The organism is Streptomyces fulvoviolaceus, from assembly GCF_000718165.1.
GTDB classification, from domain to species: domain Bacteria; phylum Actinomycetota; class Actinomycetes; order Streptomycetales; family Streptomycetaceae; genus Streptomyces; species Streptomyces fulvoviolaceus.
Genome location: NZ_JOEY01000006.1, coordinates 14,364 through 40,284, shown reverse-complemented (window position 1 = coordinate 40,284; position 25,921 = coordinate 14,364). Strand labels below are relative to the sequence as shown.

Sequence of the window (25,921 nt, the reverse complement as noted above, 5' to 3'; positions counted from 1 at the left end):
GTGACGGAGAACCTGTACGGCATGCCGGAGGAGATCCGGGTCGAGGCCGACGGTCACCTCAGGATCATCACCCTCAACCGGCCCGACGCGCTCAACGCCGTCAACGATCCCCTCCACACCGGTCTCGCCCGGCTGTGGCCCCGGCTCGCCGAGGACCGGGATGCCCGCGCGGCCGTGCTGACCGGTGCGGGAAAGGCGTTCTCGGCGGGCGGTGACTTCGCCTACCTCGACGAACTCCGGCGTGATGCCGATCTGCGGGCCCGGACCATCGCCCACGGCCGGGACATCGTCCTCGGCATGGTGCGCTGCCGCGTCCCCGTCGTCGCGGCTGTCAACGGCCCGGCCGTGGGCCTGGGGTGCAGCCTCGTCGCCCTCAGCGACACGGTCTACATCGCCGAGTCCGCGTACCTGGCCGACCCGCACGTCCAGGTCGGCCTCGTCGCCGCCGACGGCGGCCCGCTGACCTGGCCCCTGCACACCAGCCTGCTGCTGGCCAAGGAATACGCCCTGACCGGCGCCCGCATCCCGGCCGAGAAGGCCGTGGCCATGGGCCTGGCCAACCACGTGGCGGCCGACCCGCTGGCCGAGGCGACGGCCTGTGCGAAACGGATCGCCGGCCTGCCCAGGCAGGCGGTGGAGAGCACCAAACGGCTCCTGAACATGCACCTGGAACGGGCGGTCCTGGCCACCCTCGACTTCGCCACGACCGCCGAGGAACAGTCCTTCACGACGGACGACTTCCGCACCACCCTCGCACGGCTGACCGGCGGTCACTGACCCCTGCCGCCCTGCGTGAACCGCCGGGTCGGGGGCCGGACCCGCAACTCCTTCTCCGCCCCCCCCGGTTGCGGTTACTTCGGCGGGAACCTCAAAGCTCCGTCCAGCCGGATCACCTCGCCGTTGAGGTAGTCGTTCTCGCAGATGTGCTGGACGAGCGCGGCGTACTCGGGGGAGCGGCCCATGCGCCGGGGGTGCGGGACCTGCGGCCCCCAGTACGCCTCCAGCTGGTCGCCGGCCTTGCCGTACGCGGGTGTCAGGAACGTGCCGGGCGCGATGGTGACGACGCGGATGCCGAGGGGGGACAGGTCGCGGGCGGCGACGAGGGTCATGCCGACGACTCCGCCCTTGGCCGCGGCGTAGGGCAGCTGGCCGATCTGGCCCTCGTACGCCGCGATGGACGCGGTGTTGACGACGACGCCCCGCCCCTGGTCGTCGTCCAACGGCTCCTGGCGGGCCATCGCGGCCGCGGCCAGGCGCATCACGTTGAAGACGCCGGTCAGATAGATGTCGATCGTCTGCCGGAACCCGGCGAGGTCCAGCGGCTCACCGTCCCGGCCGATCAGCCGCCCCCCGCTCGCCGGACCGCCGTGCGCGTCCACCGAGATCCGCAGCGGACCGAGGGTCTCGGCGGCGGCGACGGCCGCGCGCACCTCGTCCTCGTCGGTGGCGTCCGTCCTTACGTACCGGACGCCCAGCTCCTCCTCCAGGGCCTTTCCCTTGTCGTCGGCGAGGTCGGCGACGACCACGGCCGCACCCGCCGCGTGGAGTCGGCGAACCGTCGCCTCACCCAGGCCTCCGGCCCCACCGACCACGATCGCGGACGACCCCGCTATCTGCATGACAGCCCCCTTGCGAGTCATGTTCTTATTTTGCGAGAGTAGCATTCTCGCAAGGTGCTGTGAGCCCGTCCGGCCCGCCGAGTTGGTTGGAGACATCCATGCCCGAGGCAGTCATCGTGTCCGCCCTGCGCACCCCCGTCGGCACCGCCGGCAAGGGGACCTTGCGTGACACCACGGCCTTCGATCTGGCCGAACACGTCGTCGGCGCCGTGGCCCGGGGCCTCGACCCGGAGAGGATCGACGACGTGATCCTCGGCGAGGGCCTCTACGGCGGCGGTGTCCTGGCCCGGCACGCGGCGCTGACCGCCGGGCTCACCTCGATCCCCGGACAGGCCGTCAACCGGCACTGCGCCGCCGGACTGACCGCCGTCGCGGGCGCGGCCGCGACGATCCGGGCCGGGATGGACGACCTCGTCATCGCCGGGGGCGTCAACTCGGCCTCCACGGCACCGAAATCGCGCTTCCGCATCGACGGAGAGTGGGTCGAGCCCTGGATGCCGCCCACCCACCCCGACCGCCCGGACGCCCCCAACACGGACATGTCGATCACCATTGGCTGGAACGTCGCCCAGCGGGCGGGCGTCAGCCGGGAGGAGATGGACGCCTGGGCGCTGCGCTCGCACCGCAACGCCGTCCGCGCCATCGACGAGGGCCGCTTCGATGCCGAGGTCGTCCCGGTCGAGACCCCTCACGGGCTGTTCTCCGTCGACGAACACCCGCGCCGGGACACGTCGTTGGAGAAGCTGGCCGCGCTCAAACCGCTGCACCCGGAGATCGAGGGGTTCACCATCACCGCGGGCAACGCCTGTGGCGGCAACGACGGAGCGGCCGCCCTGGTGGTGGCGAGCGAGAGCACGGCCGCCGCCGAGGGCCTGCCCGTCCTGGCCGTCGTGCGGTCCTGGGCGAACGTCGGCGTCGACCCCGCCGAGACCGGTCTGTCCCCGGTGAAGGCGGTTCCCAAGGCCCTCGCCCGCGCCGGTCTCGGCACCGCAGACGTCGACCTGTTCGAGATCAACGAGGCGTTCGCCTCCGTGGCCGTCGCAGCGGTACGCCTCCTCGGCCTCGACCCGGACGGGGTCAACGTCAACGGCAGCGGCTGCTCCCTCGGCCACCCCGTCGCCGCCACCGGCGCCCGCATGCTGGTCACCCTGGTTCACGAACTGCGCCGGCGTGGTGGCGGCATCGGCGTCGCCTCGATGTGCGCGGGCGGCGGGATGGGGTCGGCGATGGTGGTCGAGGTGCCCGCGCCCCTCAGCTGAGCGTCGCCGTGATCTGCGGCAGGTCCGGGGTCGTACGGATCCCGGGCGCCGCAGCACACACGAACGGCACCGCGTTGACGGCACGGTTCGCCGTGTACGACGGCGACACCGCCGCCATCCGGTCCAGCGGCACCGGGAACCGGATGCCGACCTCGAGCGGGGCATCGCTCTCGACCGAGATGTGCCAGCCGGTGTCGTGCAGATCCCAGGCCGGGTCGAGGTCGGTGGTGCAGTACCAGGTGGCGCGGAAGCGGAGCAGGGGACGGCCCGCGTGCCTTCCGGTGACCGTGAGGCGCTGCGCCGCGACCGTCCCCGGTGCCAACTCGCCCGCGGCGATACGGATCCGGTGCCGGGCGGTCGCCACCTCACCGTCCGCCTCCAGGGAGTCGAGCGGCAGTGACAGGGCGTCGGCGACCAGCCGCAGCGACGGACCGAAGCTGGTCCGCGCATGCGTGAGCCGCTCCTCGCCGAACTCGGCGGGCGCCGCACCGAAGCCCATCACGTCGAACAGCAGCTCCGGCGAAGGGCGCCTGGAGAGGTTGGCGAACTCGTCGATGGTCAGCGAATCCAGCCGCCGTGCGATCGACGTCAGGACGAGGGGCACCGCCTCCGTGATGAAGCCGGGGCTGCTGCCGGTGCTGTGGATCGACGTGCAGCCGCGCTCGCACGCGGCCTCGACCCGCTTCCGCACGTCGGGATCCATGCTCGGCGGATGATGGAACTCACCCCGCGTGGTCACGATGTTCGCGCCCGACTCCAGCAGCCGGCACACCTCGTCCAGATCGCACACCAGGGGCATGTACAGCACGCAGTCCGCGCCCGACCCGACGATCTCCTCGATGTCCTGAGTGGCCGTCACCCCGGTCGGGCCGAGCCCGCACAGCTCCCCCGCGTCCCGTCCGGCCTTGCCCGGCGTGTGGACGTACACGCCGGCCAGGGTCAGCCCGGGGTGTTCGACGACGGCGCGCAGCGAGCGGACGCCGATGGTGCCGGTGGCCCACTGGACGACCCGGTACGCCGTCATGCCGTCTCCTGCGTGAAGCGCAGCAGCGCCTCCTGGCCGTAGGACGCGACCAGTGAGCCGTCTTCGGTGAACACGTCTCCCCGGCCGAAGCAACGGCCGTGGGCGAGGATCGGGCTGTGCTGGCGCAGCAGCAGCCAGCCGCCGGCGTCGAACGGCCGGTGGAACCACACCGTGTGGGTGGTGACGGCGGACGTGAACGCCTTCCCGGAGTCGTGCTGGGTGAGACCGGTGAGCGGGCGCAGGGCGGTGCCGATGAGGGTGAGGTCGGTGGCGTACGCCGTGAGAGCCGGGGCGAGCTCTGCCGTGGACGTCGGGGTGCGCATCCACAGATCGAACTCGGGGGGCTCGGAACCGGGGGAGTCCAGGTCGGTGACGGTCCGGGTCTCCCAGGGGAGCGGATGCAGGTCCGTGCGGTGCTCGGGGCCCGGCAGCGCGGGGACGGAGGTGACCGCCTGGTGCGCCGGGCCGTCCTCCGGGGCGTGCAACGAGACCGAGGCGGTGGCGACCACACCCTTGGCCTGCCGGGCCACGATCGTCAGCGCGGCGAACGAGCCCCCGTCGTGGTGGCGCTCCACCTCGTAGCGGACGGGTTCCTCGGTCCGGCCCGCACGCGCGAAGACTGTGTGCAGGGACTTCACGGTCTTGTCCGGGCAGGAGAGGTGCGCCGCGGTGGCGAACTGGGCGAGCAGCTGCCCACCGAACAGCCGGTGATAGCCCAGTCGTTGGTTGCGCCCTTCGTAGACGAAGGGCGCTCCCGAAGGGTGCGTGCGCAGGTCGAGGCAGGCGAGCAGATCGTCCCAGAGGTCACTTGAGGCAAGCGGCATGCCCATGAGCGTAAGGGAATTCGCCGCCAGTGAGAATGGAGTTCTCAGCTTCTCGTGAAGCCCGCCGGGGCTAACTCAGCGTGAACCCGTTCGCGCAGAAGTCCCAGATCTCGTCCGCGGTGAGCGGGTGCGCGCCCTCCTGGCCGCTGGACTGCGCGTTGAACATGACGGTCTGCATGGTCAGCGCGGCCGCGCGCCGCGCCTTGAAGCCCGAGCGCAGCAGATTGGCGTCCTCGAGCTCCTGCATCAGGTCCGTGAACAGGGCGAGGAGCGGTGCGTTCGCCACCCTCATCTCGGCCGGGTGCGAGACCAGCAGGCGCAGGGCGAAGTCCGTGAAGAGCGGGCGCTGACTGCCCGTCAGGTCGGGCCGCGAGCTCTCGAACAGCTCCTCGACGACGACCCGGAGCCGGTCCAGCGGGTTGGACTTCTCGGCCGCGGCGGCGCGCAACTCGTCGGCGGACTTGCTCATGGCGTCCTCGAACAGCGCCAACAGCAGCTCGTGCTTGCCGTCGAAGTGCTGGTAGAAGCTGCGCAGCGACTGGCGGGAGCGGTCGACGACCTCCTGGACGGTGAAATCCGTGGTGCCCTTCTCCGCCATGATCGTCTGCGCCGCGTCGAGGAACCGCTCGACCCGTTGCTCGGCCCGACGTTTCGCCGCCTGGGTCGAACGCTCCACCGCGCGCTGCTTCCAGGCCGGTTCCTCGCTCGGGGCGCTCACGGGCTGGTCCGCCTTCTGTGCCATGGGGAGAACATTACTGCAGTCTAGCGGCAAGCTCACGCCACCAGCCTGGACACCTCGGAGGACATGGAGGAGACTGATGATTTCCAATAGAGAGAATCATATTCTCAGTGGGACCTGAGGAGCCGCGATGCTGTTTGAGTTCGACGCGGAGCAGCGCCTGTGGCAGGACACCGTGCAGAAGGCCGTGGCCAAGGAGTGCCCGCCGACTCTGGTGCGGGCCGTCGTCGACGCCGGCACCGACCCGGCTCCGCTGTGGCGGGTCTACGGCGACCTGGGCTGGACCGAGCTGACCGACCCCGCGGACGCTGTCGAGCTGTCGATCGTGCTGGAGGAGCTGGGCCGGGCCACCGATCCGACGCCCTATCTGGCGACGCTGACCCAGTTCGCTCCCCTCGCGGAGGGGCTCGGCGAACCCGGAGGGTCCGGTACGGCCGTCTTCTCCGGCATAACCGCCCAACAGGCCGACGGCGGCTGGGTGTTGGAGGGCACCGCCCCCCACGTCCTGGACGGCGACCGGGCCGACCGGCTGGCCGTCGTGACGGAGGAGGGCGTGTTCGTCGTGTCCGCCGCCGACGTGACCGTCGTACGCACCCCTGTCTTCGACCCCGTCCTGCATGTCGCGGAGGTGAGCTTCGACCAGGTACGGGTCACCGACCGGGACCGCAGCGCCGCCGACCCGGAACGCGCCCGCGACATCGCCCTCATGGGCCTCGCCCTGACGATGGTCGGCGCCTGTCGCCGCGCGCTCGACCTGGTCCTCGACCACGTCCGGACGCGGCATCAGTTCGGCGCCCCCATCGGCTCGTTCCAGGCCGTGCAGCACAAGGCGGCCGACATGCACGTGGCGGTGGAACGCGCACGCGCCCTCGCCTACTACGCGGCGCTCACCATCGCCGCCGACGACCCGCGGCGCCGACTGGCCGCCGCCATGGCCAAGGCTGCGGCGGGTGAGTGCCAGGCCCTGGTGTTCCGCAACGCCGTGCAGCTGTTCGGGGCGATGGGCCACACCTGGGAGAACGACCTGCAGTTCGCGATCAAGCGGGCCAAGGCGGGCGAGCTGATGCTGGGGGGCGCCGCCGAGCACCGTGCGCTGATAGCGGATCTGACAGCCGAGGAGAGCCGTGCGACTCACGTTTGACGCCGACGTCGAGGCCTTCCGCGCCGAGTTCGCGGCGTTCCTGGAGGCCAATCTCCCCGAGGAGGCGGAAGCCGCCGAGCGCTCCCGCTCGACCGGACACGTTCCCGGGTGGGCCAGGCGCTGGCAGCGCAGCCAGTTCGACGCGGGCTGGCTGCTGCCGGGCAACCCGCCCGAGTACGGCGGCCGGAACGCCACCGTCCTCCAGCAGTACGTCCACGTGGAGGAACTGTCCCGGCGCCGCATCTGCCGCAGTTACAACCCGCAGGGCGTCGGCATCATCGCCGCCTCCCTCCTCTCCTTCGGCACCGAGGAGCAGAAGCTCCGCTGGGCCGTGCCGATCCTGCGCGCCGAGATCACCGCGGCTCTCGGCATGAGCGAACCCGGCGCCGGGTCCGACCTCGCCTCCCTGCGCACCCGCGCCGAACCCAAGGGCGATCACTTCCTCGTCAACGGCCAGAAGGTGTGGACCTCCGGTGCCCACGACGCCGATGTCCTGCTCACCTTCGTCCGCACCGACCCCGACGCCCCCAAACACCGGGGGATCAGTGTGCTGTTGATCCCCACCGACGGCCCCGGGGTGACCCGGCGCCCCTTCGCGTCGTACACCGGCCCCGAGGACAAGGACTTCAACGAGGTCTTCTTCGAGAACGTCCGTGTCCCCGCCGGGAACCTCGTCGGCCCGCTCAACGAGGGCTGGCGGGTGGCGAACGGCTCGCTCGGGCACGAGCGCACCCTGATGTGGCTGGGCGAGGCCGAGCGGCTGGACGCCGTGATGCGGGACTTCACGCCTGCCACCGCCCTCGACAAGGACTGGTACGCCACCCTCGTCATGGACCTGCAGGCGCTACGGCTGCTCGGCTCGGCCGCGCTGGCCCGCGCCGCCCGGGGCGAGCAGGACGTACCCGCACTGTCCGTGCTGAAGGTGTTCGGTTCGGAGGCCGCGCAACGTGCGCTGGAGCGGGCTCTGGAGGCGTCCGGGCCGGACGGCCTCGTCCATCCGGCGGCGACGGCGCCGTACCACCACATGAGTTTCGACGACGACTCCGCCAGCTGGTTCAACCGCTTCGCGCGCAGTTTCGGCGGCACCATCGCCGGCGGTACGTCCGAGATCCAGCGCACGATCATCGCCGAGCGCGTGCTCGGTCTGCCCCGACGCTGAGGAGACGTTCGTGCACATCCTGTACGAGGTGAAGGACCGCATCGCCACGCTCACCCTGAACCGCCCCGAGGTCGCCAACGCCCAGAACATGGCCCTTCTCGACGAACTCGACGCCGCCTGGACACGGGCCGCCGAGGACGAGGAGGTGAAGGTGATCGTGCTGCGGGCCGAAGGGAAGCACTTCTCCGCCGGGCACGATCTCAAGGACCGCTGGCCGGCGCCGAACGAGATCACCCTGGAGTGGATCTACAGCGCCGAGAGCCGACGCTATCTGGAGTACACCCTGCGCTGGCGCAACGTACCGAAGCCGTCGATCGCCGCCGTCCAAGGGCGCTGTATCGCGGGCGGGTTGATGCTGTGCTGGCCGTGCGACCTGATCGTGGCCGCCGAGGACGCGCTGTTCTCCGACCCGGTTGTCCAGATGGGTATCGGCGGTGTCGAATACCACGGCCACACCTGGGAGTTGGGCCCGCGCAAGGCCAAGGAGATCCTGTTCACCGGCCGTCCGCTCACCGCGGAGGAGGCCGAGCGGGTCGGGATGGTCAACCGGGTCGTGTCCCGTGACCAGTTGGACGCCGAGACGCGCGAACTCGCCGAACAGATCGCGAAGATGCCGGGGTTCGGGCTCCGCCAGGCCAAACGGGCCGTCAACCAGACCCGGGACGTGCAGGGCTTCTACGCCGCGATCCAGTCGGTGTTCGACATCCACCAGACCGGGCACGGCAACGCGCTGAGCGTCAGCGGCTACCCGATCCTGGCCAAGCTCGACGAGATGAAGGAGAAGCTCCGCTAGCCGCTACTCCACCAGGGCCTGGGTGCCGAGCACGGAGATCAGCTCCAGCTTCTCGGCCGCCTCGGTGCCCGGCTCGACCGAGTAGACCAGGATGTGCAGGTCGTTGCCCTCCACCCGGAGCAGGTCGCAGTCCAGGGTCAGCAGGCCCACCTGCGGATGCTCGATCGTCTTGCGCGAGGCCTCCAGGCGGCCGACGACGCCCGCATCCCACAGCTCGGCGAACCGCGCGCTGCCCGCCCGCAACTCCGCGATCAGGCGCCGCAGTTGCCGGTCGGCGGGGTACCGGGCGGCGGTCGTGCGCAGTTCGGAGACCATGCCGGCCTCGAAGGCGCGCGTCTCCTGCGGTGTGTGCCGGACCCGGGTGGGTGCGCCCATGAAATTGCGCCACACGCCGTTGCGTTCGAAGCCGCGCCGGCCGGACGGGTCGCCCATCAGCGCCGCGTACATCGGGTTGGCCACGAGCAGCGTCATGGCCGCGTCGGTGACCCCGACGGGAGTGTCCACCAACCGGTCGAGCATGCGCTGGACACTGGGTGTGAGGTAGCCGGGCACGGTCTCGGGACCGGGCGGCGCCAGCCCCGCTAGGCGGAACAGGTGCGCCCGCTCGTCCCCCGACAGCCGCAGTGCCCGGGCCAGCGCCTCGACGACCTGCCCGGACGGGTTGGCCGCCCGGCCCTGTTCGAGGCGGGTGACGTAGTCGACGGAGATCCCGGCCAGCAGGGCCAGCTCCTCGCGGCGCAGACCGGCCGCGCGCCGGTGCCCGCCGGCAGGCAGTCCTGCCGTCTGCGGGGGCACCCGGTCGCGCCAGCGCCGCAGCGCCTGCCCGAGTTCTGTCGCCGTCATGCCCCCAGTGAACCCCGTCGGCCGGAGATGTGCCTGGTACTGGGAGTCCCAGGAAGAAGGGTCTCCTGGCTGTCCGACCGGCCGCGCAGGAGCGTGGAGGCATGACAACGACACTGATCACCGGAGCGAACAAGGGTCTCGGTTTCGAGACCGCCCGTCGGCTCGTCGCAGCAGGTCACACCGTTTACGTCGGCGCCCGGGACGCCGAGCGCGGCCGACGCGCCGCCGAGCAGGTCGGCGCACGGTTCGTCCAGCTCGACGTCACCGACGACACCTCCGTCGAGGCCGCGGCGAAGACCGTCGAGGCCGACGGCGGTCTGGACGTCCTGGTCAACAACGCCGGAATCGAGACAAGGGGCGAGGGCAACAGCGTGCCCGGCGCCGCGGACCTCACCGCCGACCAGATCCGGACGGTGTTCGACACGAACGTCTTCGGCGTGGTCCGTGTGACCCACGCCTTCCTGCCGCTGCTGCGGCGCTCGGCCGCGCCGGTCGTGGTCAACGTCAGCAGCGGCCTGGGCTCGCTGACCCATCTCTCCGACCCGGACCATCCCGGGCACTTCTACCCGGGCGTCGCCTACCCGGCGTCGAAGACCGCGGTCAACGCGATCACCGTGCAGTACGCGAAAGCGTTCCCGGACATGCGGATCAACGCCGTCGAGCCCGGCTTCACCGCGACCGACCTGAACGGGCGCACGGGCACGCAGACCGTCGAGGAGGGCGTCGAGATCATCGTGCGCATGGCGCAGGTGGGCGCCGACGGGCCGACCGGCGGCTACTTCGACGCAGAGGGGCCGCTGCCCTGGTGAGGTCCTCGGTGAGGTCAGAGCTGCACGAGCCGGGGCGCGGAACCCTCCGCCCGCAGCCGCGCCCCGGCCTCGCGCGTCAACTCCCTTGAACTGCCCAGCAGTCCATCCAGAACCAGGGCCCGCCGGACATGCCGGTTCAGCGAATGCTCGGCGGTGAACCCGACCCCGCCGAGCACCTGCTGGCAGTGCCGGGCCGCCGTCAGGGCCGCCTGCCCGGCCGCCGCCTTGGCCAGCAGCGAGCCGAAGGGATCGTCGGCGGCCACGAGAGCGGCCTCGGCCCCATCGAGGGCCACCAGGGTCTCGGCCAGCCGGTGCCGCACCGCCTGGAAGGAGGCGAGCGGACGCCCGAACTGGACCCGGTCCAGGACATGCGTCCGGGCCAGCGACAGCATGGCCCGCCCGGTCCCGGCCAGCCACCAGCCGAGCGCGCGGCGACCGGCAGCGAGCGGCACAGGGTTCCCGGTCGGGACGGTCCGCAGGGGCAGCTCGTCGTCCAGCACCCCGCCCGGACCACCGTCGGCGCCGCGTTCCCACACGACCCACCTGCCGCCCGCATACGGCAACTCCGGCGCCCCGCCTTGGGGCCGCCCGGCCGCGTGCAGCACCACGTCGTTGAGCAGCGGGGCGTGGGCCCCGGTCTCCCCCAGCAGCCGGAACACGGTCGGGATCGCCACCTCGGGATACTCGGCCAACAGCTCCGGCCAGCCCAGCTCGGCCAGCGCCGCGTCCAGCGCCGGGCCCGAGGCCGCCGTCATCGTCTTGCGGAGCGTCTCGGCGAGCAGCTCCACCTCGGCCGGGTCCACGCTCACTCCCTCCCCAGGTCGAGCAGCCGGCGCGCGATGATGTTGCGCTGGATCTCGGCGGTGCCGCCGTAGATGGTGGCCGCCTTCGCGTACAGGTACTCCGACCGCCACGGGGTGTCGGTCAGCTCCAGCACCCCGGGCAGCAAGTCCCGTACGGTGTCGAAGAGTTGCTGTTCGGCGGTGGCCAGGAGCACCTTGTCCACCGAGGTCTCCGGGCCGAGCCGGGCCCCTTCCGCCAGCCGCCGCTGGGTCGCGTGGGAGCGGCAGCGGACGGTGTGCAGGGCGAGGTAGGCGGCGCCGAGGGCCGCGTCGTCCGTCTCGTTCCTCTCGTCCGTCTCGTCGAGGAGCCGGTCGAGCCGCGTGTAGAGGTGGGCGATCCGGTGCCAGAAGCAGGTGGAGCGCTCGTGCGGGAGCAGGTCCATCGCCAGGCGCCAGCCGTCCCCGGGGCGGCCCAGCATCCGGTCGGCGGGGACGACGACGTCGTCGAAGAAGACCTCGGCGAACTCGTCGACGCCGTGCATCGTGCGCAGCGGCCGGACGGTGATCCCCGGGGTGTCCATGTCGACGAAGAACGCGGTGATCCCGTCATGGCCGGGCGCGGTACGGGTGAGCAGGACGCAGCGTGTCGCGTACTGGGCGAGGCTCGTCCAGACCTTCTGGCCGCTGATCTCCCAGGTGTCGCCGTGCGGGACCGCCCGGGTGGTGAGGGACGCGAGGTCGCTGCCGGAACCGGGTTCGGAGAAGCCCTGGCACCACTGCTCCCGGCCGCCGAGCAGCAACGGGACCATTTCGGCGGCCAGTTCGGGACGGGCGTACGAGATCATCGTCGGGGTGAGGACCTCGACCATCGAGTAGATGCCGGGCTCGGCGAGGCCCCGCGTGGCGACCTCCTCGCCGAGCACCGCCCGGAACACGGCCGGCCCGGCGAGTCCCCCCACCTCGGCGGGCCAGCCGTAGCGCATCCACCCGGCGTCGTAGAGCTCCCGGCGCACCCGCCCGAGTTGTGCGACCTGGGCGTCGAGCGAGTGGTCGGGGCCGGGGGAGAGGTCGTGATCGTCGAGCCAGGTCCGGAGCGCGGAGCGGAACTCCGCGACGGTCGTGAAGGCGTTCATACCGTGGGGCGGTCGAACGCGTGCGGGCGTCCCGAGTCGTGCGTCCCGCTGCGGCGGATGAACGTCATGGCCCGGGTCCGTAGTCGCCAGCCGTCCGCCGTGCGCACATAGGTGTCGTTATAGTAGCCGATCCGCAGGTCGTGCGTGGCGTGGTCGACGAAGCACAGGGGCTGGGTGCCGGTGGCGGAGTTCTCGTCGGAGGGCTCGACGACCGGTGTTCCGGTCAGGAACAGCCCCTTGGGAGCGGCTGCGACCAGTGCGGGGAACTCCGCGAGGGGATAGGTGTCGCCGAATGCGCTGTAGGTGCCGTCGGGGGTGAAGACCGCGAGCAGGCCGTCGATGTCGCCCCGGGTGATGGTCACCGCGTAACGCGCGAGGAGTTGCTGGATCTCCACGAGGTCGTCCGTGGTCATGACCGTTCCTCTTCCTGGTCGGGCAGCACGCCGAACGTGTTGAAGGCCATCGCCAGCAGGGCGTACGTCCCGACCGTGAACACCAGGTCCATCCGCTGCCGTTCGTCGAGGTGCTCGCCGAGCGCGTCCCAGGTGCGGTCCGACACGGTGGAGTCGTCCTCCAGCTCGTCGACCGCGGCGAGGACGAGGCTGTCCAGCGGGTCGGCCGCCTTGCCCCGGCCCGCCGCCTCGATCTCGGCCTCCGTCAGACCGGCTTGTCGTGCGAGCACCAGGTGGCTGGTCCACTCGTACGCGCAGTCCCGGCGACGGGCCACCCGCAGCGTCGCCAGTTCGCGCAGCCGGGGTGGGAGGGTCGAGTGGAACAGCACGTATGTGCTGAAGGGGAGGAAGATCTCGGCGAGTTCGGGGTGACGGGCGAGCGTGGCCATCGCGGGGCCGGCGCCGCGCTCGTTGCGCAGCCTGCGGGGGAGCAGGGAGGACAGTGCCTCGCGGGTCCGCTCGTCCCATTGGTCGTCCGGCAGCGGAGACAGGCGCGGGGGCATGTGGGACTCCCTTGCGGCGAAGGCGAGAAGACGAGATGACGAGAATGCCATTCTCTGCATCCGAGCTGAAGGTTTCCATGTGCGTGTCGCGGGCGTCAACCATCAGGTACGCAGCTTGCTGAAGTCCCAGCTCACGATCTTCTCCGGCCGGAGACGGAGCCATGCGTGCCGGCCGTCGTAGCGGAAGGCGCCGTACTTCTCCGCGAAGAGGCGCTCGGGTGGGGCGAGTTCGTCGACCGACTCGCCCTTGCGGGGCACCTCGCCCACCACTTGGGCGCTTCCCAGCAGCTCCACGCCCCGCAGCCGCAGGAAGTCGAGACCGCCGTCGTCGACGAGCACGCTGACCCGTGGGTCACGTGTGACGTCGGTCCAGCGCTGGCTGCGCGTCAGCGAGTTGAGCCACAGCGCGGTCCCGTCCCAGACGAACCAGAGCGCGCCGTTGTGCGGATGGCCGCCGCGGCCGACGGTGGCGACCCGGCAGACCGGCTGGGTGCGAAGGAAGGTGTCCCGCTCCTCCTCGGACATGGCGATCGCGGTACCCCTGCGTTGACCGGGCATGATTCCTCCCACTGTTGTGTGAATGCCTAATTCTCCTGCACGACAGGTTGCTTCTCATTTCACGAGAAGCTACTTTCCACCGCAGGCAGGACCGTGGCAAGCAGGACCCTGTGAACCCACAAGAGATGGGGAGCCGTGAGTCTTTTCCATGAGGACCGGCTGTTGATCGACGGAGAACTCGTGCCCGCCGGGCGCAGCTTCGAGACCCTCGATCCGTCCACCGGGAAGGTGCTGGGCACGGCGTCCGACGCGCAGGCCGAGCATGTCGAGGCCGCCGTCGCCGCCGCCCGCCGGGCCTTCGACGCGACGGACTGGATGCGCGACCGCGACCTGCGGCTGCGCTGCCTGCGCCAGTTGTACGACGCGCTGCTGGAGCACCGCGAGGAGCTGCGGGAGCTCACTATCGCCGAGGTCGGCGCGCCCCGCTCGCTGACCCACGGCTCTCAGCTCGACGAGCCGATCGAACTGGTCAAGTGGTACGCCGACCTGCTGGAGCGCTACGAGTTCCGCGAGGAGCTCCCCGTCCTGGAGAGCCGGGGCCGACGGCACCGGCGCTGGGTGGAGAAGGAGGCGGCCGGCGTCGTCGCCGCGATCCTGCCGTACAACTTCCCCAACCAGCTGGCCCTCGCCAAGCTCGCCCCCTCACTGGCCGCCGGCTGCACGGTGGTCCTCAAGGGAGCCGCCGACACCCCGTGGACGACGCTCGCCCTCGGCCGGATCATCGCCGAGCACACCGACATCCCCGCGGGTGTCGTGGGCGTGCTCACCTCGTCGGGCCCGGAGACCGGCCAACTGCTCACCACCCACCCCGACGTCGACATGGTGACTTTCACCGGCTCGACCCCGGTCGGCAGGGCGATCATGGCCGCCGCCTCCGGCACGCTGAAGCGGGTGTTCCTGGAGCTCGGCGGCAAGTCCGCGATGGTCGTGCTGGACGACGCCGACCTCGCCCAGGCCGCGATGTTCGCCGCCTTCACCGTCTGCACCCACGCCGGGCAGGGCTGCGGGATCACCTCACGGCTCCTGGTCCCGCGCGAGCGGCACGACGAGATCGTCGGCCTCGTCACCGCCATGCTCGGCCGGGTCTCCTACGGCGATCCCGCCGACCCGGCCACCCACATGGGCCCCCTCATCAGCGAACGCCAGCGCGCCAAGGTGCACGGCCTGGTCGAACGGGCCGTCGCCGCAGGCGCCCGGCTGGTGACCGGCGGCCGCCCCGCCGACCGCGAGGGCTTCTTCTACGAACCGACCCTGCTGTGCGATGTCGACCCGGGCTCCGAGATCGCCCAGGAAGAGGTCTTCGGACCGGTCCTGGCCGTCATCCCGTACGACGACGAGGACGACGCCGTACGCATCGCCAACGACTCGGTCTACGGCCTGTCCGGCGCGGTGCTCGGCGCCGACGACGAGCGGGCGATCGCGGTGGCCCGGCGGATCCGCAGCGGCACCTTCAGCATCAACGGGGGCATGTTCTTCGGCCCCGACGCGCCGTTCGGCGGCTTCAAGCAGTCCGGCATCGGCCGGGAGATGGGCGTGGCAGGGCTGGAGGAGTTCCTCGAGCTCAAGACCTTCGGCGTGGCGGAGAAGTGACGGGCATCCGCGCGGCCGTCAGGGGACAGCACCGAGGAGGCACCCCCGTGAGAGTCAAGGCAATCCCCGCCGCCCTGCTGGCGGCCGCACTGCTCGCCGTCGCCGGATGCGGCGGCCACGACAGTGCCGGCGAGTCCGGCGACGACGGGGCACCCACCAAGGCCGCACAACAGGCCGCCACGGCCGACTTCGGCGATCTGAAGAAGGTGTGCGGCCCCGGCGACGCCAAGACCGCGTCCGCCCAGGGCGTCACCGCCGACTCGATCGAGCTCGGGGTCTTCTCCGACGTCGGCTTCACCAAGAAGTCCGAATTCGTGGACGCGGCAAAGGTGTTCACCTCCTGGTGCAACGCGGCCGGCGGCATCAACGGCCGCGAACTCGCCGCCACCACCCGCGACTCCAAGCTGATGGAAGTGCGCCAGCGGATGCTCGAAGCCTGCAAGGAGGACTTCGCGCTCGTCGGCGGCGGCGCGGCGCTCGACGCACTCGGCGTCAAGGACCGGCTCGACTGCCTGCTGCCGGACTTCCCCGGCCAGGTGAGCCAGATCCAGAACAACGGCTCCGACCTCCAGGTCGAGGCGACGGGCGGCTCGTCCTACAACGGGTACGCGGGCTACTACGACTGGCTGCTGAAGACGGCCTATCCGAAGTCCGCGAGCGCCATCGGCACCATCGGCGGCGACGCCCCCGTCACCAAGGTCATCAACGCCCAGGCACAGGAAGGCCTCCAGGCCGCCGGCGCGAAGATCATCTACAAGGACCTCTACCCGGCGCAGGGCGTCTCCGACTGGACGCCGTACGCCCAGTCCATCAAGAGCAAGGGCGTCAAGGGCCTCATCTTCAACGGGGACTACGTCAGCCTGTCCAAGCTCGAGCAGGTCCTGACCGACATCGGCTACAAGCTCGACTGGATCGACGCCAACAGCAACGCCTACGGCCCCGCCTTCATCCAGCTCGCGGGCAAGTCCCTCGACTTCCAGAACAACCTGGCCGACCTCGGCGGGGTGTACCCGCTGGAGAAGGCCGCCGACAACCCCGCGACCCAGCAACTCGTCGACCTCTTCAAGAAGTACGCCCCGAAGGCGCAGGTCACCTTGCCCGCGGTGCGCGGCTTCGCGGCCTGGCTGCTGTTCGCCAAGTCGGCGGCGAGCTGTGGCGACGACCTCACCCGCACCTGCGTCTACGAGGCCGCCCGCAAGGAGAGCGCGTGGACGGGCGGCGGCCTGCTGGCCCCGGTCGACCTCACCAAGACGGACGCCCCGCCGAGCTGCTTCAACATCGAGAAGGTCACGTCCAAGGGCTGGGAACCGGCCGACTTCGCGCCGAACCAGGGCGCCTACCGCTGCGATGCGCCCGCCTACAAGTTCAAGGGGAACTACGGGAAGCCGCTCACCCTTGCCGACGTCGGCAAGAGCATGAGCGACGTGAAGTGACGTGATCTGATGGAGCAGTTCCTCACCTTCGGGATCGTCGGCCTGAGCACCGCAGCCATCTACGCGGTGATCGGCAGCGGGTTGGTGCTCACCTACGTCACCACGGGCGTGTTCAACTTCGCGCACGGGGCGGCGGGCATGCTGGCGGCGTTCTGCTACTGGCAGTTCACCGTCGGCTGGGGCTGGCCCGTCCCGGTGGCCCTGGCGGTGGTGCTCCTGGTCCTCGCCCCGGGCTTCGGCCTCGCTGTCGAACGGGTCCTGATGCGGCCCGTGCAGCATCTCGGCGAGGCCGAACGGCTGGTGATGACGGTGGCGCTGCTCAGCGGCGCCATCGCCGGCGCCCGCTGGATCTGGGACCCCAACGTCCCCCGTCCGCTCCGGGTGTTCTTCGCCGACCGGGAGCCCTTCCACATCGGCCCGGCCACCGTCACCTGGCACCAGGCCCTCACCATGACCGTCGCCGTGGCGGTCGCCGCGGGCCTGTGGTTCCTGCTGAACCGGACCCGCACCGGCACCGAGATGCGGGCCACCGTCGACGACCGCTCCCTCGCCCGCCTCACCGGCGCCGACCCGCTCCGGGCCGGCCGGGTCGCCTGGATCCTCGGCACCCAACTCGCCGCCGTCGGCGGCATCCTCATCGCCCCGACCGTCGCCCTGGACGCCTCCCAGCTCTCCCTCCTGATCGTCAGCGCCTACACCGCCGCCGTCTTCGGCAGGCTGCGCAGCCTGCCGCTCACCTTCCTCGGCGCGGTCGTCGTCGGCTGCCTGGAGAGCTACCTCACCGGCTACCTCCCCCAGAACGACTACCTCCCCGGCCTGCGCCTCGCCGCCCCCGCCCTCCTGCTCTTCCTGGCCCTGCTGCTCTTCCGCCACCCCCGGCTGCGCGGCCGCGACCGCCGGCTGGTCCAGGTCCCGGCACCGCCCCTCCGTGGCACCCTCGTGTTCGCCGCGTCGACCGTCGCGTTCGCGGTGGTGCTGGCCACGGTCCTCGGCGAGGCCGACCTCGTCACCTACGGGACGATCTTCCCGCTCGGCATCGTCGCCCTGTCGTACATCCCGCTCGCCGGGTACGCCGGCCAGATCTCGCTGTGCCAGCTGAGCATGGCCGGGATCGGCGCGGTCGTCTGGGGACACCTGGGCTCGCACGGCGGGCTGTGGGCACTGGCCGCCGCGATCGCCGTATCGGCCGCCGCCGGGGCACTGATCGCGGTCCCCGCTCTGCGCTTCTCGGGCGTGTATCTGGCGCTCGGGACGGCGGCGTTCGCGGTCGTCCTCGACCGGTGGATCTTCACCCTCCCGTCGTTCGAGGTGCTCGGCGTGCGCATCGCGCTGTTCGACCAGGGTTCGGTGGAGATGGCCGCACCGAACCTCTTCGGCCTACGACTGGACTCCGCGGCCGAGTTGACGGTGCTGGCCGCCGTCTTCCTGGGCCTGGCCTCGCTCGGCGTCGCCTGGTTGCGACGCAGCGGATTCGGGCGGCGGCTGATCGCACTCAGGGACAGCGAGGCGGCGTACGCGACACTAGGCGGCAACCTCCTGGTGGCCAAGGTGCTGGTGTTCGCGCTGTCGGCCGGGATCGCCGGGCTCGGCGGCGCGCTGTGGGGGATGCAGCAACGGTCCATCACCGCCGAGCAGTTCAACCTCATCGCCGGACTCCCGATCTTCCTGGTCGCGGTGATCGGCGGCCTCGGCGCGGTCGGCAACGGGCTGTTCGCCGGGACGGCCTTCGTCGGCCCGAACATCCTGATCGGCCTCGCGTCCTGGACACAGAACATCATCAGCCTGCTGCCCGCTCTGGCCGGCATGGGCCTGGGCCACAGCCCCGAGGGCATCATCTCCAGGTTCCGCCGCGAGTGGGAGCCCCTCGGCCGCGACCGGATCGCCCTGCCCGCCCTGCTCGGGGCGCTGACGCTGGGGTGGGTCCTGCGCCTGACCGACGTGATCAACGGCTGGACGCTGCTGCTCGGTTCACTGGTCCTGGCGTACGCACTGCGGGGGTACGCGTCCGCGCGGCAGGCCCCTCAAGCTGAGCCGGACGTACCCGTCGAGTGGTGGGGCGTACGCCGTCCCTGGCGTCCGCAGGACGGGGAGGTGCTGGCCCGTGGCACTGCTGGAAGTTAGCGGCGTGACGGTCGCCTTCGGCGGCAACCGCGCGCTCGACGGCGTCGGACTGAACGCCGAACGCGGCCGGGTCACCGGCCTGATCGGGCCCAACGGGGCCGGAAAGAGCACCCTGTTCGACGTCGTGTCCGGGCTGCGGAGGCCCTCGGCCGGACGGGTGCTCCTCGACGGCCGGGACGTCACACGGTTCGGCCCCGCGCGCCGCTCCCGGCACGGGCTGGCCCGGACCTTCCAACGCCTGGAACTCTTCGGCCGGTTGAGCGTCCGCGACAACCTGCTCGTCGCCGCGGAACTCGGGCCCGAGCGGCGGCGGGCCTCCCCGACCGTCGACGGCATCCTCGAACAGCTCGGCCTCACCGGCATCGCCGACGCGAGCGCCGACACCCTGCCCACCGGAGTGGCCCGCCTGGTCGAGGTCGGCCGCGCCCTCGCCGTACGGCCCGGGCTGCTGCTCCTCGACGAACCCGCGGCGGGCCAGGACGGCGAGGAGACCGAACGGTTCGCCGCCCTGCTGCGCTCGCTCGCCGACGACGGGACGGCCGTCGTCCTCGTCGAACACGACATGGGCCTGGTCATGGCGGTGTGCGACGAGGTGTACGTGCTCGACCTCGGCAAGGTCATCGCCGTCGGCCCGCCCGCGGTGATCCGCGCCGACGAGACGGTTCTGGCCGCCTACCTGGGGGACGCGTGAACGCACTTCTCGAACTGCGCGACGTACGGGCCGCCCACGACGGGATCACCGTCCTGCACGGCGTGGACCTGAGCGTCGCCGCAGGCCAGGTCGTGGCACTGCTCGGCCCGAACGGCGCCGGCAAGACGACCACCCTGCGACTCGCCGCCGGAATCCACCCCGCCCAGTCGGGCCAACTCCTGCTGGGCGGACGGGACGTGACCGGCGTGGACGCCCGCGATCTCGCCCGCGCGGGCGTCTGCCTGATCCCCGAGGGACGCGGGGTGTTCCCGAACCTGTCCGTCCGCGACAACCTGCAGATGATGACCTTCACGGGCCGCACCCGCGCGGAGATCGAGGAGATCGCCTACACCCGCTTCCCCGTCCTGGCGAGCCGCGCCTCGCAGACGGCAGGCACCCTCTCCGGAGGCGAGCAGCAGATGCTCGCCCTCGCCCGAGGCCTGGCCACGGACCCCGCCGTCCTGCTCCTCGACGAACTGTCCATGGGCCTGGCCCCCCTGATCGTGACCAAGCTCTACGAACAGGTCGCCGAGATCGCCCGGCAGGGGGTGGCGGTGCTGATCGTCGAGCAGTTCGCGGCCGCCGTCCTCGGCATCGCCGACCACGCGGCCGTCCTCGTGCGCGGCCGGGTCGAACTGCAGGGCAGCCCCGACGGCGGGCTGCGCGACGAACTGTCCGCCCTCTACCTGGGGAGTTCCGCATGACATCCACCGAACCCCGCCCGGACCTGGCATCCGGTGAGTCGCGGGCCGACCGCTTCGTCCGTGAACTGGCCGAGCTGAAGATCCCCGACCCGGCCGCCGCCCGGGCGGCCCTCTGGCTGCGTCTCGGCGCCACGTTGATGGTGCTCGGCCTGGTCCTCGCCGTGTCGGCCTACTTCGTCTCCCACAACACCCAGAACCCCCTCGACCAGCGCGACGGCCTCGCCCTCGGCCTCGGCGGGATCGCCGGGAGCGTCGTGGGCGCGGCCCTGTTCCTGCGCTACTCGCTCACCGGCTTCCTGCGGTTCTGGATGGCCCGCCAGTCCTACGACCTGGCCGTGCTCGCCGACCGTCTGAGTGAAAGGGACCTCGCCCGTGACCTCACCAGCACCGACCCTGCGCCCCGGTGACCAGCTCGCCAGCACGGCGTGCGCCACCCGCGTGGTCGTCGTCCGGGCCCGCGCCGACGGAAACCCCGTTCTCACCTGCGGTGGCAACCCGATGGTCCCCGCCACAGGAGCCCCGCCCGCGCCCACGACGAGCGCCGCTCCGGTGACCCTCCTCGGCAAGCGCTACGTCGACGCCGACGGCACGTTCGAGCTCCTCTGCACCAGCGCCGGAGCCGGCGAACTCGCCTGCGACGGCATCCCCATGACCCTCAAGGCCGCCAAGCCGCTGCCGGCCTCCGACTGACCACGAAGGACGACATGACCAACGGGCTGTTCGACCTGACCGGCCGCTCGGCGCTGGTCACCGGAGCCGCGGGCGGCATCGGCGCGGCGGTCGCCGACGCCCTCGCCCGGGCCGGTGCGGCCGTCCTCGTCACCGACGTCGACGGGGCGGCCGCCGCGGTCGTCGCCGGGAAGATCACGGCCGCGGGCGGTACGGCGGACAGTGCGGAGCTGGACGTACGGGACCGGGCGGCCGCGGACGCCGCCGTGACGAAAGCGGCCGCACTGGCCGACGGGACGCTGCACGTCCTGGTGAACAACGCGGGCATCACCGCACCGGCCATGTTCCCGGACCTGGCGGAGGAGGCCTTCCGCCGACTCCTCGACATCCACGTCCTGGGCACGTTCACCTGCTCCCAGGCCGCGCTCCCCTTCCTGCCCACCGACGGCACCGGACGCATCATCAACGTCACCTCGTCGGCAGGCCTCACCGGCACCCTCGGCCAGGTCAACTACTCCGCCGCCAAGGCCGCGATCATCGGCATGACCAAGTCACTGGCGAGAGAGCTGGCCCGTCAGCAGATCAAGGTCAACGCGCTGGCACCCCTGGCGGCCACCCCGATGACGAAGACCATCCGCACGAACGAGAAGTTCGCGGCCACGATGCTCGCCCGCATCCCGCTGGGCCGCTGGGCGGAGCCCGAAGAGGTCGCCGGTGCCTTCGTGTTCCTCGCCTCGGACGCGGCCTCCTTCGTCACCGGGCAGGTGCTGCCGGTGGACGGCGGCCTGGTGATCTGATGCCTCCTTCGCACCACAGGGGTCCCTTGGCCGGCGTCACCGTCGTCGCTCTGGAACAGGCCGTCTCCGCCCCGATGTGCACCCGGGCCCTGAGCGATCTCGGAGCCCGGGTCATCAAGGTGGAGAACCCGGACGGCGGCGACTCCGCCCGGCACATCGACGACGTGGTGAACGGCCTGGCCGCCCACTTCGTCTGGGTCAACCGGGGCAAGGAGTCGGTGACGCTCGACCTCAAGTCCGAGGCCGGGATGCGGGCCCTGCACCGCCTGCTCGACCGCGCCGACGTCCTCGTCTCCAACCTCACCCCCGGCACCACCGCCAAACTCGGCATCGCCCCCGAGGACCTCGCGACCCGCCACCCCGACCTGATCGCGGTCGAGATCGACGGTTATGGCCCGGGAGGACCGCTCTCCCACAAACGGGCCTACGACCTTCTCGTCCAGGCCGAGTCAGGAGCCTGCGCGATCACCGGAACGCCCGGGGCCCCGGCCAAACCCGGCCCGCCCATGGCGGACGCGAGCACCGGGCTGTACGCCGCGCTGTCGATCGTGGCGCTGCTGTACGCGGGGGAGCGGCGCGCCATCGCCCTGAGCCTCTTCGACACCATGACCGAGCTGATGGGATACACGCTCACCTACACCCGGCACTCGGGCGTGGACCAACAGCCGCGCGGCATGGGCTCCCCGGCCGTGGCACCGTACGGCGCCTACCGCACGGCCGACGACCAGACCGTCGTCCTCGGCACCACCCACGACGGCGAATGGCAGCGCCTGGCACGCGAGTTGCTCGGACGGCCCGACCTGGCGGACGACGAACGCTTCCGCACCAACCCCGGCCGGGTCGTGCACCGCGACCTGCTGGACGAGGAGATCGCCGCGTGGTGCGCTCGGCACGAGCTGGCGTACGTCCAGGGGCGCGCGGACGACGCGGGCATCGGCAACTCCCGCTACAACACCCCCAGCGACGTGCTCGCCCACCCCCACCTGGCGGCCCGCGACCGCTGGCGCAGCATCGACACGCCTGCCGGACCGGTACCGGCACTGCTGCCACCGCCCGTCATCTCCGGCTACGACCCACCGATGGGCGCCGTGCCGGCGCTCGGCGAGCACACGGACCGGGTGCTCGCCGAACTGGGCCTCACCGACGAGGAGATCGCCGAGCTGACCGGGAGGCACGGGTGACCGACGTGCTGCTGTCGAGCGACACCGGCGGCGTCCGGACCCTGACCCTCAACCGCCCGCACCGCAAGAACGCGATCGACCCGGAACTGTGGAAGGCACTGCGGGGAGCCCTTGTCGGAGCCGCCGAGGACCCCACCGTGCGGTCACTTGTCCTCACCGGCGCGGGAGGAGCATTCTCCTCCGGCGCGGACCTCAAGGCCGGCACCGCCGACACCCGACACCCCCTGGACAAGGTGCGCGACCTGAACGAGGTAGCGGTCCTGCTGCACGAACTCCCCCTTCCCACCGTGGCCAAGGTGACCGGCGTGGCCGTCGGCGCGGGCTGGAACCTGGCCCTCGGCTGCGATCTGGTCGTGGCCACACCGGAATCCCGGTTCTCGCAGATCTTCACGCGCCGCGGGCTGTCCCCCGACTGTGGCGGCTCCTGGCTGCTGCCGAGACTCGTCGGCCTGCAACAAGCGAAACGGCTCGCGCTGCTGGCCGAAATGATCGACGCCGAGGAGGCGCGGACCCTGAACCTCGTGACCTGGGTGGTGCCCGCCGAGCAGATCGACGGCTTCGTCGCGGAGTTGGGAGAGCGGCTGGCATCCGGCCCGCCCGTCGCCCTCGCGCAGACCAAGGCACTTCTCCACGAGAGCGGCACTCTCCGTGAAGCGCTCGCCGCAGAGGCCCGCGCCCAGGCGGTCAACTTCGCGACAGCGGACGTACCGGAGGCCTACGCGGCCTTCGCCGAGAAGCGCGAGCCGCACTTCACCGGCCGCTGGTACCGACAGCCCCCTCCGGAGGACACGACATGCGCGAAGCAGTGATCGTCGAGGCGGTCCGCACCCCCGTCGGCAAGCGGAACGGCGGCCTGTCCGGCATGCACGCCGCCGACCTCTCCGCCGTGGTCCTGACCGAGCTCGCCCGGCGCACCGGCGTCGACCCTGCCGTCGTGGACGACGTCGTCTGGGGCTGCGTCTCCCAGGTCGGCGACCAGTCCAGCAACATCGGCCGGTACGCGGTCCTCGCCGCCGGCTGGCCCGAGACCATCCCCGGCACGACGGTCAACCGGGCCTGCGGGTCGAGCCAGCAGGCCCTCGACTTCGCCGCGCAGGCCGTCATGTCCGGCCAGCAGGACGTCGTCGTGGCGGGCGGCGTCGAGGTCATGAGCCGGGTGCCGCTCGGCTCGGCGCGGGCGACCGGAATGCCGTACGGACCCCAAGTCCTCGCCCGTTACGAGGGATTCTCCTTCAACCAGGGGGTGTCCGCCGAGAAGATCGCGCAGAAGTGGGGCTTCACGCGCACCCTGCTGGACGAGTTCGCCGTGCTCTCGCATGAGCGTGCCGCCGCAGCCCAGGACGCGGGCGCCTTCGACACACAGATCGTGCCGGTGGGCGCCGTGACGGCCGACGAGGGAGTACGGCGGGGAAGCACCGTCGAGAAGCTCGCCTCTCTGAAACCCGCCTTCCTCGACGACGGAGTGATCCACGCGGGCAACGCCTCCCAGATCTCCGACGGCGCGGCGGCGCTGCTGGTGACGACTCCCGAGCGGGCAAGGGAGTTGGGGCTGACTCCGATCGTCCGGTACCGCGCGGGCGCGGTCGTCGGCGTCGATCCGGTGCTCATGCTCACCGGCCCGATCCCGGCGACGTCGAGGGTGCTGCGCAAGGCCGGGGTGGGCCTCGGCGAGGTAGGCGTGTTCGAGGTGAACGAGGCCTTCGCGCCGGTGCCGCTCGCCTGGCTGGCGGAAACGGGCGCCGACCCGGTGCTGCTCAACCCCCTCGGCGGTGCCATCGCGCTCGGCCATCCGCTCGGGGCGTCCGGGGCGGTCCTGATGACCCGCATGATCCACCACATGCGCGACCACGGGATCCGCTACGGCCTGCAGACCATGTGCGAGGGCGGCGGCACGGCCAACGCCACGCTCGTCGAACTTCTCTCCTGACGGAGGCATCGTGCGCCGAGAGGTCTTCCACGCCGACCATGAGGAATTCCGCAAACTGGTAAGGGAGTTCGTGGCCAAGGAGGTCGTGCCGAACTACCCCTCCTGGGAGAAGGCCGGCCGCCTGCCACGCTCGGTCTTCGAACAGCTCGGCTCCCTCGGCCTGTTGGGCATGGCCGTGCCCGAGGAGTACGGCGGAGCAGGCCTCGACGACTACCGCTACAACGTCGTCCTCCAGGAGGAGGCCGCCCGCGCCCTCGTCACCCTCGGCACCGTGCGCACCCAACTCGACGTCGTCCTGCCCTACTTCCTCGCCTACGCCGACGAGGCGCAGCGGCAGCGCTGGTTCCCCGGTCTGGCCTCCGGGAAGCTGCTGACCGCGATCGCCATGACCGAGCCGGGTACGGGGTCCGACCTGGCGGGCATCCGGTCGACAGCCGTACGCGACGGTGACGCGTACGTCCTCAACGGGGCCAAGACGTTCATCACCGGCGGCCTGCTCGCCGACCTGGTGATCGTGGTCGCCCGCACCTCGACCGACCCCGAGAACCGGCGTGCGGGCCTGACCCTGCTGGTCGTCGAGGACGGCATGCCCGGGTTCACCCGCGGACGCGTCCTCGAGAAGATGGGCATCAAGGTCCAGGACACGGTCGAGCTGGCCTTCGACGACGTACGCGTGCCCGTGGCGAACCGGCTGGGGGAGGAGGGCGCCGCCTTCCGCTACCTCGGCCACAACCTGCCGCAGGAACGGATGACCGTCGCGGTCGGCTCGGTCGCCCAGGCGCGGGCCGCCCTGGAGGCGACCATCGCGTACGTCAAGGAGCGCGAGGTCTTCGGGAAGACGGTGGCGTCCTTCCAGAACACCAAGTTCGAACTCGCCGCGGTCGCCGCCGAGATCGAGGCCGCGCAGACGATGCTCGACCGCGCGGTGCTCGACCTGGTCGACGGCGAACTGTCCGGCGCCGACGCCGCCAAGGTGAAACTCTTCTGCACCGAGATGCAGGCCCGCGCCGTCGACCGCTGCCTCCAACTCTTCGGCGGCTACGGCTACATGGCGGAGTACCCCATCGCCCGGCTCTACACCGACGCGCGCATCACCCGCATCTACGCCGGCACGAGCGAGGTCATGAAGGTCATCATCGCCAAGTCGCTGGGGCTGTGAGGCGGCAGAGC

28 protein-coding genes are annotated in these 25,921 nt (G+C 71.3%); 18 read left to right on the top strand and 10 right to left on the bottom strand.

The genetic code is table 11. From position 1 onward, the window contains the following. On the top strand, positions 1 to 777 hold the full coding sequence (locus IG08_RS0107785) for an enoyl-CoA hydratase/isomerase family protein (RefSeq protein ID WP_199820823.1): 777 nt from the start codon (positions 1 to 3) through the stop codon (positions 775 to 777). A gap of 74 nt (positions 778 to 851) precedes the next feature. Here the strand turns inward: IG08_RS0107785 and IG08_RS0107780 are convergent, their stop codons facing one another. Continuing rightward, positions 852 to 1,619 (bottom strand): SDR family NAD(P)-dependent oxidoreductase, encoded by a 768-nt coding sequence (locus tag IG08_RS0107780; protein ID WP_030597991.1) that lies wholly within the window; start codon positions 1,617 to 1,619, stop codon positions 852 to 854. 98 nt (positions 1,620 to 1,717) lie between these two features. Here IG08_RS0107780 and IG08_RS0107775 point away from each other — a divergent pair, with 98 nt between their 5' ends. Further along, positions 1,718 to 2,878: a thiolase family protein gene (locus tag IG08_RS0107775; protein WP_030597989.1), complete on the top strand. Its 1,161-nt coding sequence runs from the start codon at positions 1,718 to 1,720 to the stop codon at positions 2,876 to 2,878. On the opposite strand, the gene IG08_RS0107770 is transcribed toward IG08_RS0107775, so the two are convergent. The 3 genes from IG08_RS0107770 to IG08_RS0107760 all read right to left on the bottom strand — a co-directional run bounded on the left by IG08_RS0107770 (position 2,871) and on the right by IG08_RS0107760 (position 5,468). Beyond that, positions 2,871 to 3,902 (bottom strand): NAD(P)H-dependent amine dehydrogenase family protein, encoded by a 1,032-nt coding sequence (locus IG08_RS0107770; RefSeq protein ID WP_030597987.1) that lies wholly within the window; start codon positions 3,900 to 3,902, stop codon positions 2,871 to 2,873. The two genes, IG08_RS0107775 and IG08_RS0107770, sit on opposite strands and share 8 nt — an antisense overlap. After that, complete coding sequence (locus IG08_RS0107765; RefSeq protein ID WP_030597984.1) at positions 3,899 to 4,726, bottom strand: acyl-CoA thioesterase; 828 nt, start codon at positions 4,724 to 4,726, stop codon at positions 3,899 to 3,901. Before IG08_RS0107765 ends, IG08_RS0107770 begins: the two co-directional genes overlap by 4 nt. 70 nt (positions 4,727 to 4,796) lie before the next feature. Continuing rightward, on the bottom strand, positions 4,797 to 5,468 hold the full coding sequence (locus IG08_RS0107760; protein ID WP_052424526.1) for a TetR/AcrR family transcriptional regulator: 672 nt from the start codon (positions 5,466 to 5,468) through the stop codon (positions 4,797 to 4,799). Between the two features lie 127 nt (positions 5,469 to 5,595). Between IG08_RS0107760 and IG08_RS0107755 the strand changes: the two genes are divergently transcribed. The 3 genes from IG08_RS0107755 to IG08_RS0107745 are packed head-to-tail and all read left to right on the top strand — an operon-like array spanning position 5,596 to position 8,558. Next, positions 5,596 to 6,606 (top strand): acyl-CoA dehydrogenase family protein, encoded by a 1,011-nt coding sequence (locus tag IG08_RS0107755; protein WP_030597980.1) that lies wholly within the window; start codon positions 5,596 to 5,598, stop codon positions 6,604 to 6,606. Beyond that, on the top strand, positions 6,590 to 7,765 hold the full coding sequence (locus IG08_RS0107750) for an acyl-CoA dehydrogenase family protein (protein ID WP_030597977.1): 1,176 nt from the start codon (positions 6,590 to 6,592) through the stop codon (positions 7,763 to 7,765). The genes IG08_RS0107755 and IG08_RS0107750 overlap by 17 nt, the downstream gene beginning before the upstream one ends. A gap of 10 nt (positions 7,766 to 7,775) precedes the next feature. Then, the gene (locus tag IG08_RS0107745; protein WP_030597975.1) at positions 7,776 to 8,558 is read left to right on the top strand and encodes an enoyl-CoA hydratase; all 783 of its coding nucleotides are present in this window, start codon (positions 7,776 to 7,778) and stop codon (positions 8,556 to 8,558) included. A gap of 3 nt (positions 8,559 to 8,561) precedes the next feature. On the opposite strand, the gene IG08_RS0107740 is transcribed toward IG08_RS0107745, so the two are convergent. After that, positions 8,562 to 9,401, bottom strand: a complete 840-nt coding sequence (locus IG08_RS0107740) for a helix-turn-helix transcriptional regulator (protein ID WP_030597973.1) — start codon at positions 9,399 to 9,401, stop codon at positions 8,562 to 8,564. 101 nt (positions 9,402 to 9,502) lie between these two features. Here IG08_RS0107740 and IG08_RS0107735 point away from each other — a divergent pair, with 101 nt between their 5' ends. After that, complete coding sequence (locus IG08_RS0107735) at positions 9,503 to 10,210, top strand: SDR family oxidoreductase (protein WP_030597971.1); 708 nt, start codon at positions 9,503 to 9,505, stop codon at positions 10,208 to 10,210. 14 nt (positions 10,211 to 10,224) lie between these two features. On the opposite strand, the gene IG08_RS0107730 is transcribed toward IG08_RS0107735, so the two are convergent. The 5 genes from IG08_RS0107730 to IG08_RS0107710 form a co-directional block, all read right to left on the bottom strand. Then, positions 10,225 to 11,013: an acyl-CoA dehydrogenase family protein gene (locus IG08_RS0107730; RefSeq protein WP_030597969.1), complete on the bottom strand. Its 789-nt coding sequence runs from the start codon at positions 11,011 to 11,013 to the stop codon at positions 10,225 to 10,227. Positions 11,014 to 11,015: 2 nt separating this feature from the next. Next, positions 11,016 to 12,125 carry an acyl-CoA dehydrogenase family protein gene (locus tag IG08_RS0107725; RefSeq protein ID WP_030597967.1) on the bottom strand — a complete coding sequence of 370 codons (1,110 nt, stop codon included), beginning with the start codon at positions 12,123 to 12,125 and terminating at the stop codon, positions 11,016 to 11,018. Further along, positions 12,122 to 12,538, bottom strand: a complete 417-nt coding sequence (locus tag IG08_RS0107720; protein WP_030597964.1) for a nuclear transport factor 2 family protein — start codon at positions 12,536 to 12,538, stop codon at positions 12,122 to 12,124. The genes IG08_RS0107725 and IG08_RS0107720 overlap by 4 nt, the downstream gene beginning before the upstream one ends. Further along, positions 12,535 to 13,080 carry a carboxymuconolactone decarboxylase family protein gene (locus IG08_RS0107715; protein ID WP_030597962.1) on the bottom strand — a complete coding sequence of 182 codons (546 nt, stop codon included), beginning with the start codon at positions 13,078 to 13,080 and terminating at the stop codon, positions 12,535 to 12,537. Before IG08_RS0107715 ends, IG08_RS0107720 begins: the two co-directional genes overlap by 4 nt. 102 nt (positions 13,081 to 13,182) lie before the next feature. Beyond that, on the bottom strand, positions 13,183 to 13,638 hold the full coding sequence (locus IG08_RS0107710; RefSeq protein ID WP_030597959.1) for a pyridoxamine 5'-phosphate oxidase family protein: 456 nt from the start codon (positions 13,636 to 13,638) through the stop codon (positions 13,183 to 13,185). Positions 13,639 to 13,773: 135 nt separating this feature from the next. Between IG08_RS0107710 and IG08_RS0107705 the strand changes: the two genes are divergently transcribed. Genes IG08_RS0107705 through IG08_RS0107650 form a run of 12 tightly spaced genes read left to right on the top strand, consistent with a single transcriptional unit; the run spans position 13,774 to position 25,910 of the window. After that, entirely contained in the window at positions 13,774 to 15,228 is a 1,455-nt protein-coding gene (locus IG08_RS0107705; RefSeq protein WP_199820822.1) for an aldehyde dehydrogenase family protein, read from the top strand. A gap of 47 nt (positions 15,229 to 15,275) precedes the next feature. Continuing rightward, entirely contained in the window at positions 15,276 to 16,661 is a 1,386-nt protein-coding gene (locus IG08_RS0107700; protein ID WP_052424525.1) for an ABC transporter substrate-binding protein, read from the top strand. A gap of 9 nt (positions 16,662 to 16,670) precedes the next feature. Further along, on the top strand, positions 16,671 to 18,782 hold the full coding sequence (locus IG08_RS0107695) for a branched-chain amino acid ABC transporter permease (RefSeq protein ID WP_030597950.1): 2,112 nt from the start codon (positions 16,671 to 16,673) through the stop codon (positions 18,780 to 18,782). After that, positions 18,763 to 19,473, top strand: a complete 711-nt coding sequence (locus tag IG08_RS0107690) for an ABC transporter ATP-binding protein (RefSeq protein WP_043453548.1) — start codon at positions 18,763 to 18,765, stop codon at positions 19,471 to 19,473. The genes IG08_RS0107695 and IG08_RS0107690 overlap by 20 nt, the downstream gene beginning before the upstream one ends. Further along, a complete protein-coding gene (locus IG08_RS0107685) occupies positions 19,470 to 20,177 on the top strand; it encodes an ABC transporter ATP-binding protein (RefSeq protein ID WP_030597944.1) in 708 nt (235 codons plus the stop codon). Before IG08_RS0107690 ends, IG08_RS0107685 begins: the two co-directional genes overlap by 4 nt. After that, complete coding sequence (locus IG08_RS0107680) at positions 20,174 to 20,584, top strand: hypothetical protein (RefSeq protein WP_052424524.1); 411 nt, start codon at positions 20,174 to 20,176, stop codon at positions 20,582 to 20,584. The genes IG08_RS0107685 and IG08_RS0107680 overlap by 4 nt, the downstream gene beginning before the upstream one ends. Further along, positions 20,550 to 20,867 carry a hypothetical protein gene (locus IG08_RS0107675; RefSeq protein ID WP_030597938.1) on the top strand — a complete coding sequence of 106 codons (318 nt, stop codon included), beginning with the start codon at positions 20,550 to 20,552 and terminating at the stop codon, positions 20,865 to 20,867. Before IG08_RS0107680 ends, IG08_RS0107675 begins: the two co-directional genes overlap by 35 nt. A gap of 14 nt (positions 20,868 to 20,881) precedes the next feature. Beyond that, complete coding sequence (locus tag IG08_RS0107670) at positions 20,882 to 21,643, top strand: SDR family NAD(P)-dependent oxidoreductase (RefSeq protein ID WP_030597936.1); 762 nt, start codon at positions 20,882 to 20,884, stop codon at positions 21,641 to 21,643. After that, entirely contained in the window at positions 21,643 to 22,824 is a 1,182-nt protein-coding gene (locus tag IG08_RS58850; RefSeq protein WP_030597934.1) for a CaiB/BaiF CoA transferase family protein, read from the top strand. Before IG08_RS0107670 ends, IG08_RS58850 begins: the two co-directional genes overlap by 1 nt. Beyond that, a complete protein-coding gene (locus IG08_RS0107660) occupies positions 22,821 to 23,633 on the top strand; it encodes an enoyl-CoA hydratase/isomerase family protein (protein ID WP_030597924.1) in 813 nt (270 codons plus the stop codon). Before IG08_RS58850 ends, IG08_RS0107660 begins: the two co-directional genes overlap by 4 nt. Then, positions 23,618 to 24,751: a thiolase family protein gene (locus tag IG08_RS0107655; protein ID WP_030597921.1), complete on the top strand. Its 1,134-nt coding sequence runs from the start codon at positions 23,618 to 23,620 to the stop codon at positions 24,749 to 24,751. The genes IG08_RS0107660 and IG08_RS0107655 overlap by 16 nt, the downstream gene beginning before the upstream one ends. Positions 24,752 to 24,761: 10 nt before the next feature. After that, positions 24,762 to 25,910, top strand: a complete 1,149-nt coding sequence (locus IG08_RS0107650) for an acyl-CoA dehydrogenase family protein (RefSeq protein WP_030597920.1) — start codon at positions 24,762 to 24,764, stop codon at positions 25,908 to 25,910. Positions 25,911 to 25,921: the final 11 nt, after the last annotated feature.

Coding starts and splice junctions, on each gene's coding strand:
- IG08_RS0107765 (WP_030597984.1), bottom strand. CDS start 4,726: ATGCCGCTTGCCTCAAGTGACCTCTGGGACGATCTGCTCGCCTGCCTC.
- IG08_RS0107770 (WP_030597987.1), bottom strand. CDS start 3,902: ATGACGGCGTACCGGGTCGTCCAGTGGGCCACCGGCACCATCGGCGTC.
- IG08_RS0107725 (WP_030597967.1), bottom strand. CDS start 12,125: ATGAACGCCTTCACGACCGTCGCGGAGTTCCGCTCCGCGCTCCGGACC.
- IG08_RS0107670 (WP_030597936.1), top strand. CDS start 20,882: ATGACCAACGGGCTGTTCGACCTGACCGGCCGCTCGGCGCTGGTCACC.
- IG08_RS0107775 (WP_030597989.1), top strand. CDS start 1,718: ATGCCCGAGGCAGTCATCGTGTCCGCCCTGCGCACCCCCGTCGGCACC.
- IG08_RS0107715 (WP_030597962.1), bottom strand. CDS start 13,080: ATGCCCCCGCGCCTGTCTCCGCTGCCGGACGACCAATGGGACGAGCGG.
- IG08_RS0107735 (WP_030597971.1), top strand. CDS start 9,503: ATGACAACGACACTGATCACCGGAGCGAACAAGGGTCTCGGTTTCGAG.
- IG08_RS0107710 (WP_030597959.1), bottom strand. CDS start 13,638: ATGCCCGGTCAACGCAGGGGTACCGCGATCGCCATGTCCGAGGAGGAG.
- IG08_RS0107760 (WP_052424526.1), bottom strand. CDS start 5,468: ATGGCACAGAAGGCGGACCAGCCCGTGAGCGCCCCGAGCGAGGAACCG.
- IG08_RS58850 (WP_030597934.1), top strand. CDS start 21,643: ATGCCTCCTTCGCACCACAGGGGTCCCTTGGCCGGCGTCACCGTCGTC.
- IG08_RS0107740 (WP_030597973.1), bottom strand. CDS start 9,401: ATGACGGCGACAGAACTCGGGCAGGCGCTGCGGCGCTGGCGCGACCGG.
- IG08_RS0107680 (WP_052424524.1), top strand. CDS start 20,174: ATGACATCCACCGAACCCCGCCCGGACCTGGCATCCGGTGAGTCGCGG.
- IG08_RS0107755 (WP_030597980.1), top strand. CDS start 5,596: ATGCTGTTTGAGTTCGACGCGGAGCAGCGCCTGTGGCAGGACACCGTG.
- IG08_RS0107655 (WP_030597921.1), top strand. CDS start 23,618: ATGCGCGAAGCAGTGATCGTCGAGGCGGTCCGCACCCCCGTCGGCAAG.
- IG08_RS0107720 (WP_030597964.1), bottom strand. CDS start 12,538: ATGACCACGGACGACCTCGTGGAGATCCAGCAACTCCTCGCGCGTTAC.
- IG08_RS0107780 (WP_030597991.1), bottom strand. CDS start 1,619: ATGCAGATAGCGGGGTCGTCCGCGATCGTGGTCGGTGGGGCCGGAGGC.
- IG08_RS0107695 (WP_030597950.1), top strand. CDS start 16,671: ATGGAGCAGTTCCTCACCTTCGGGATCGTCGGCCTGAGCACCGCAGCC.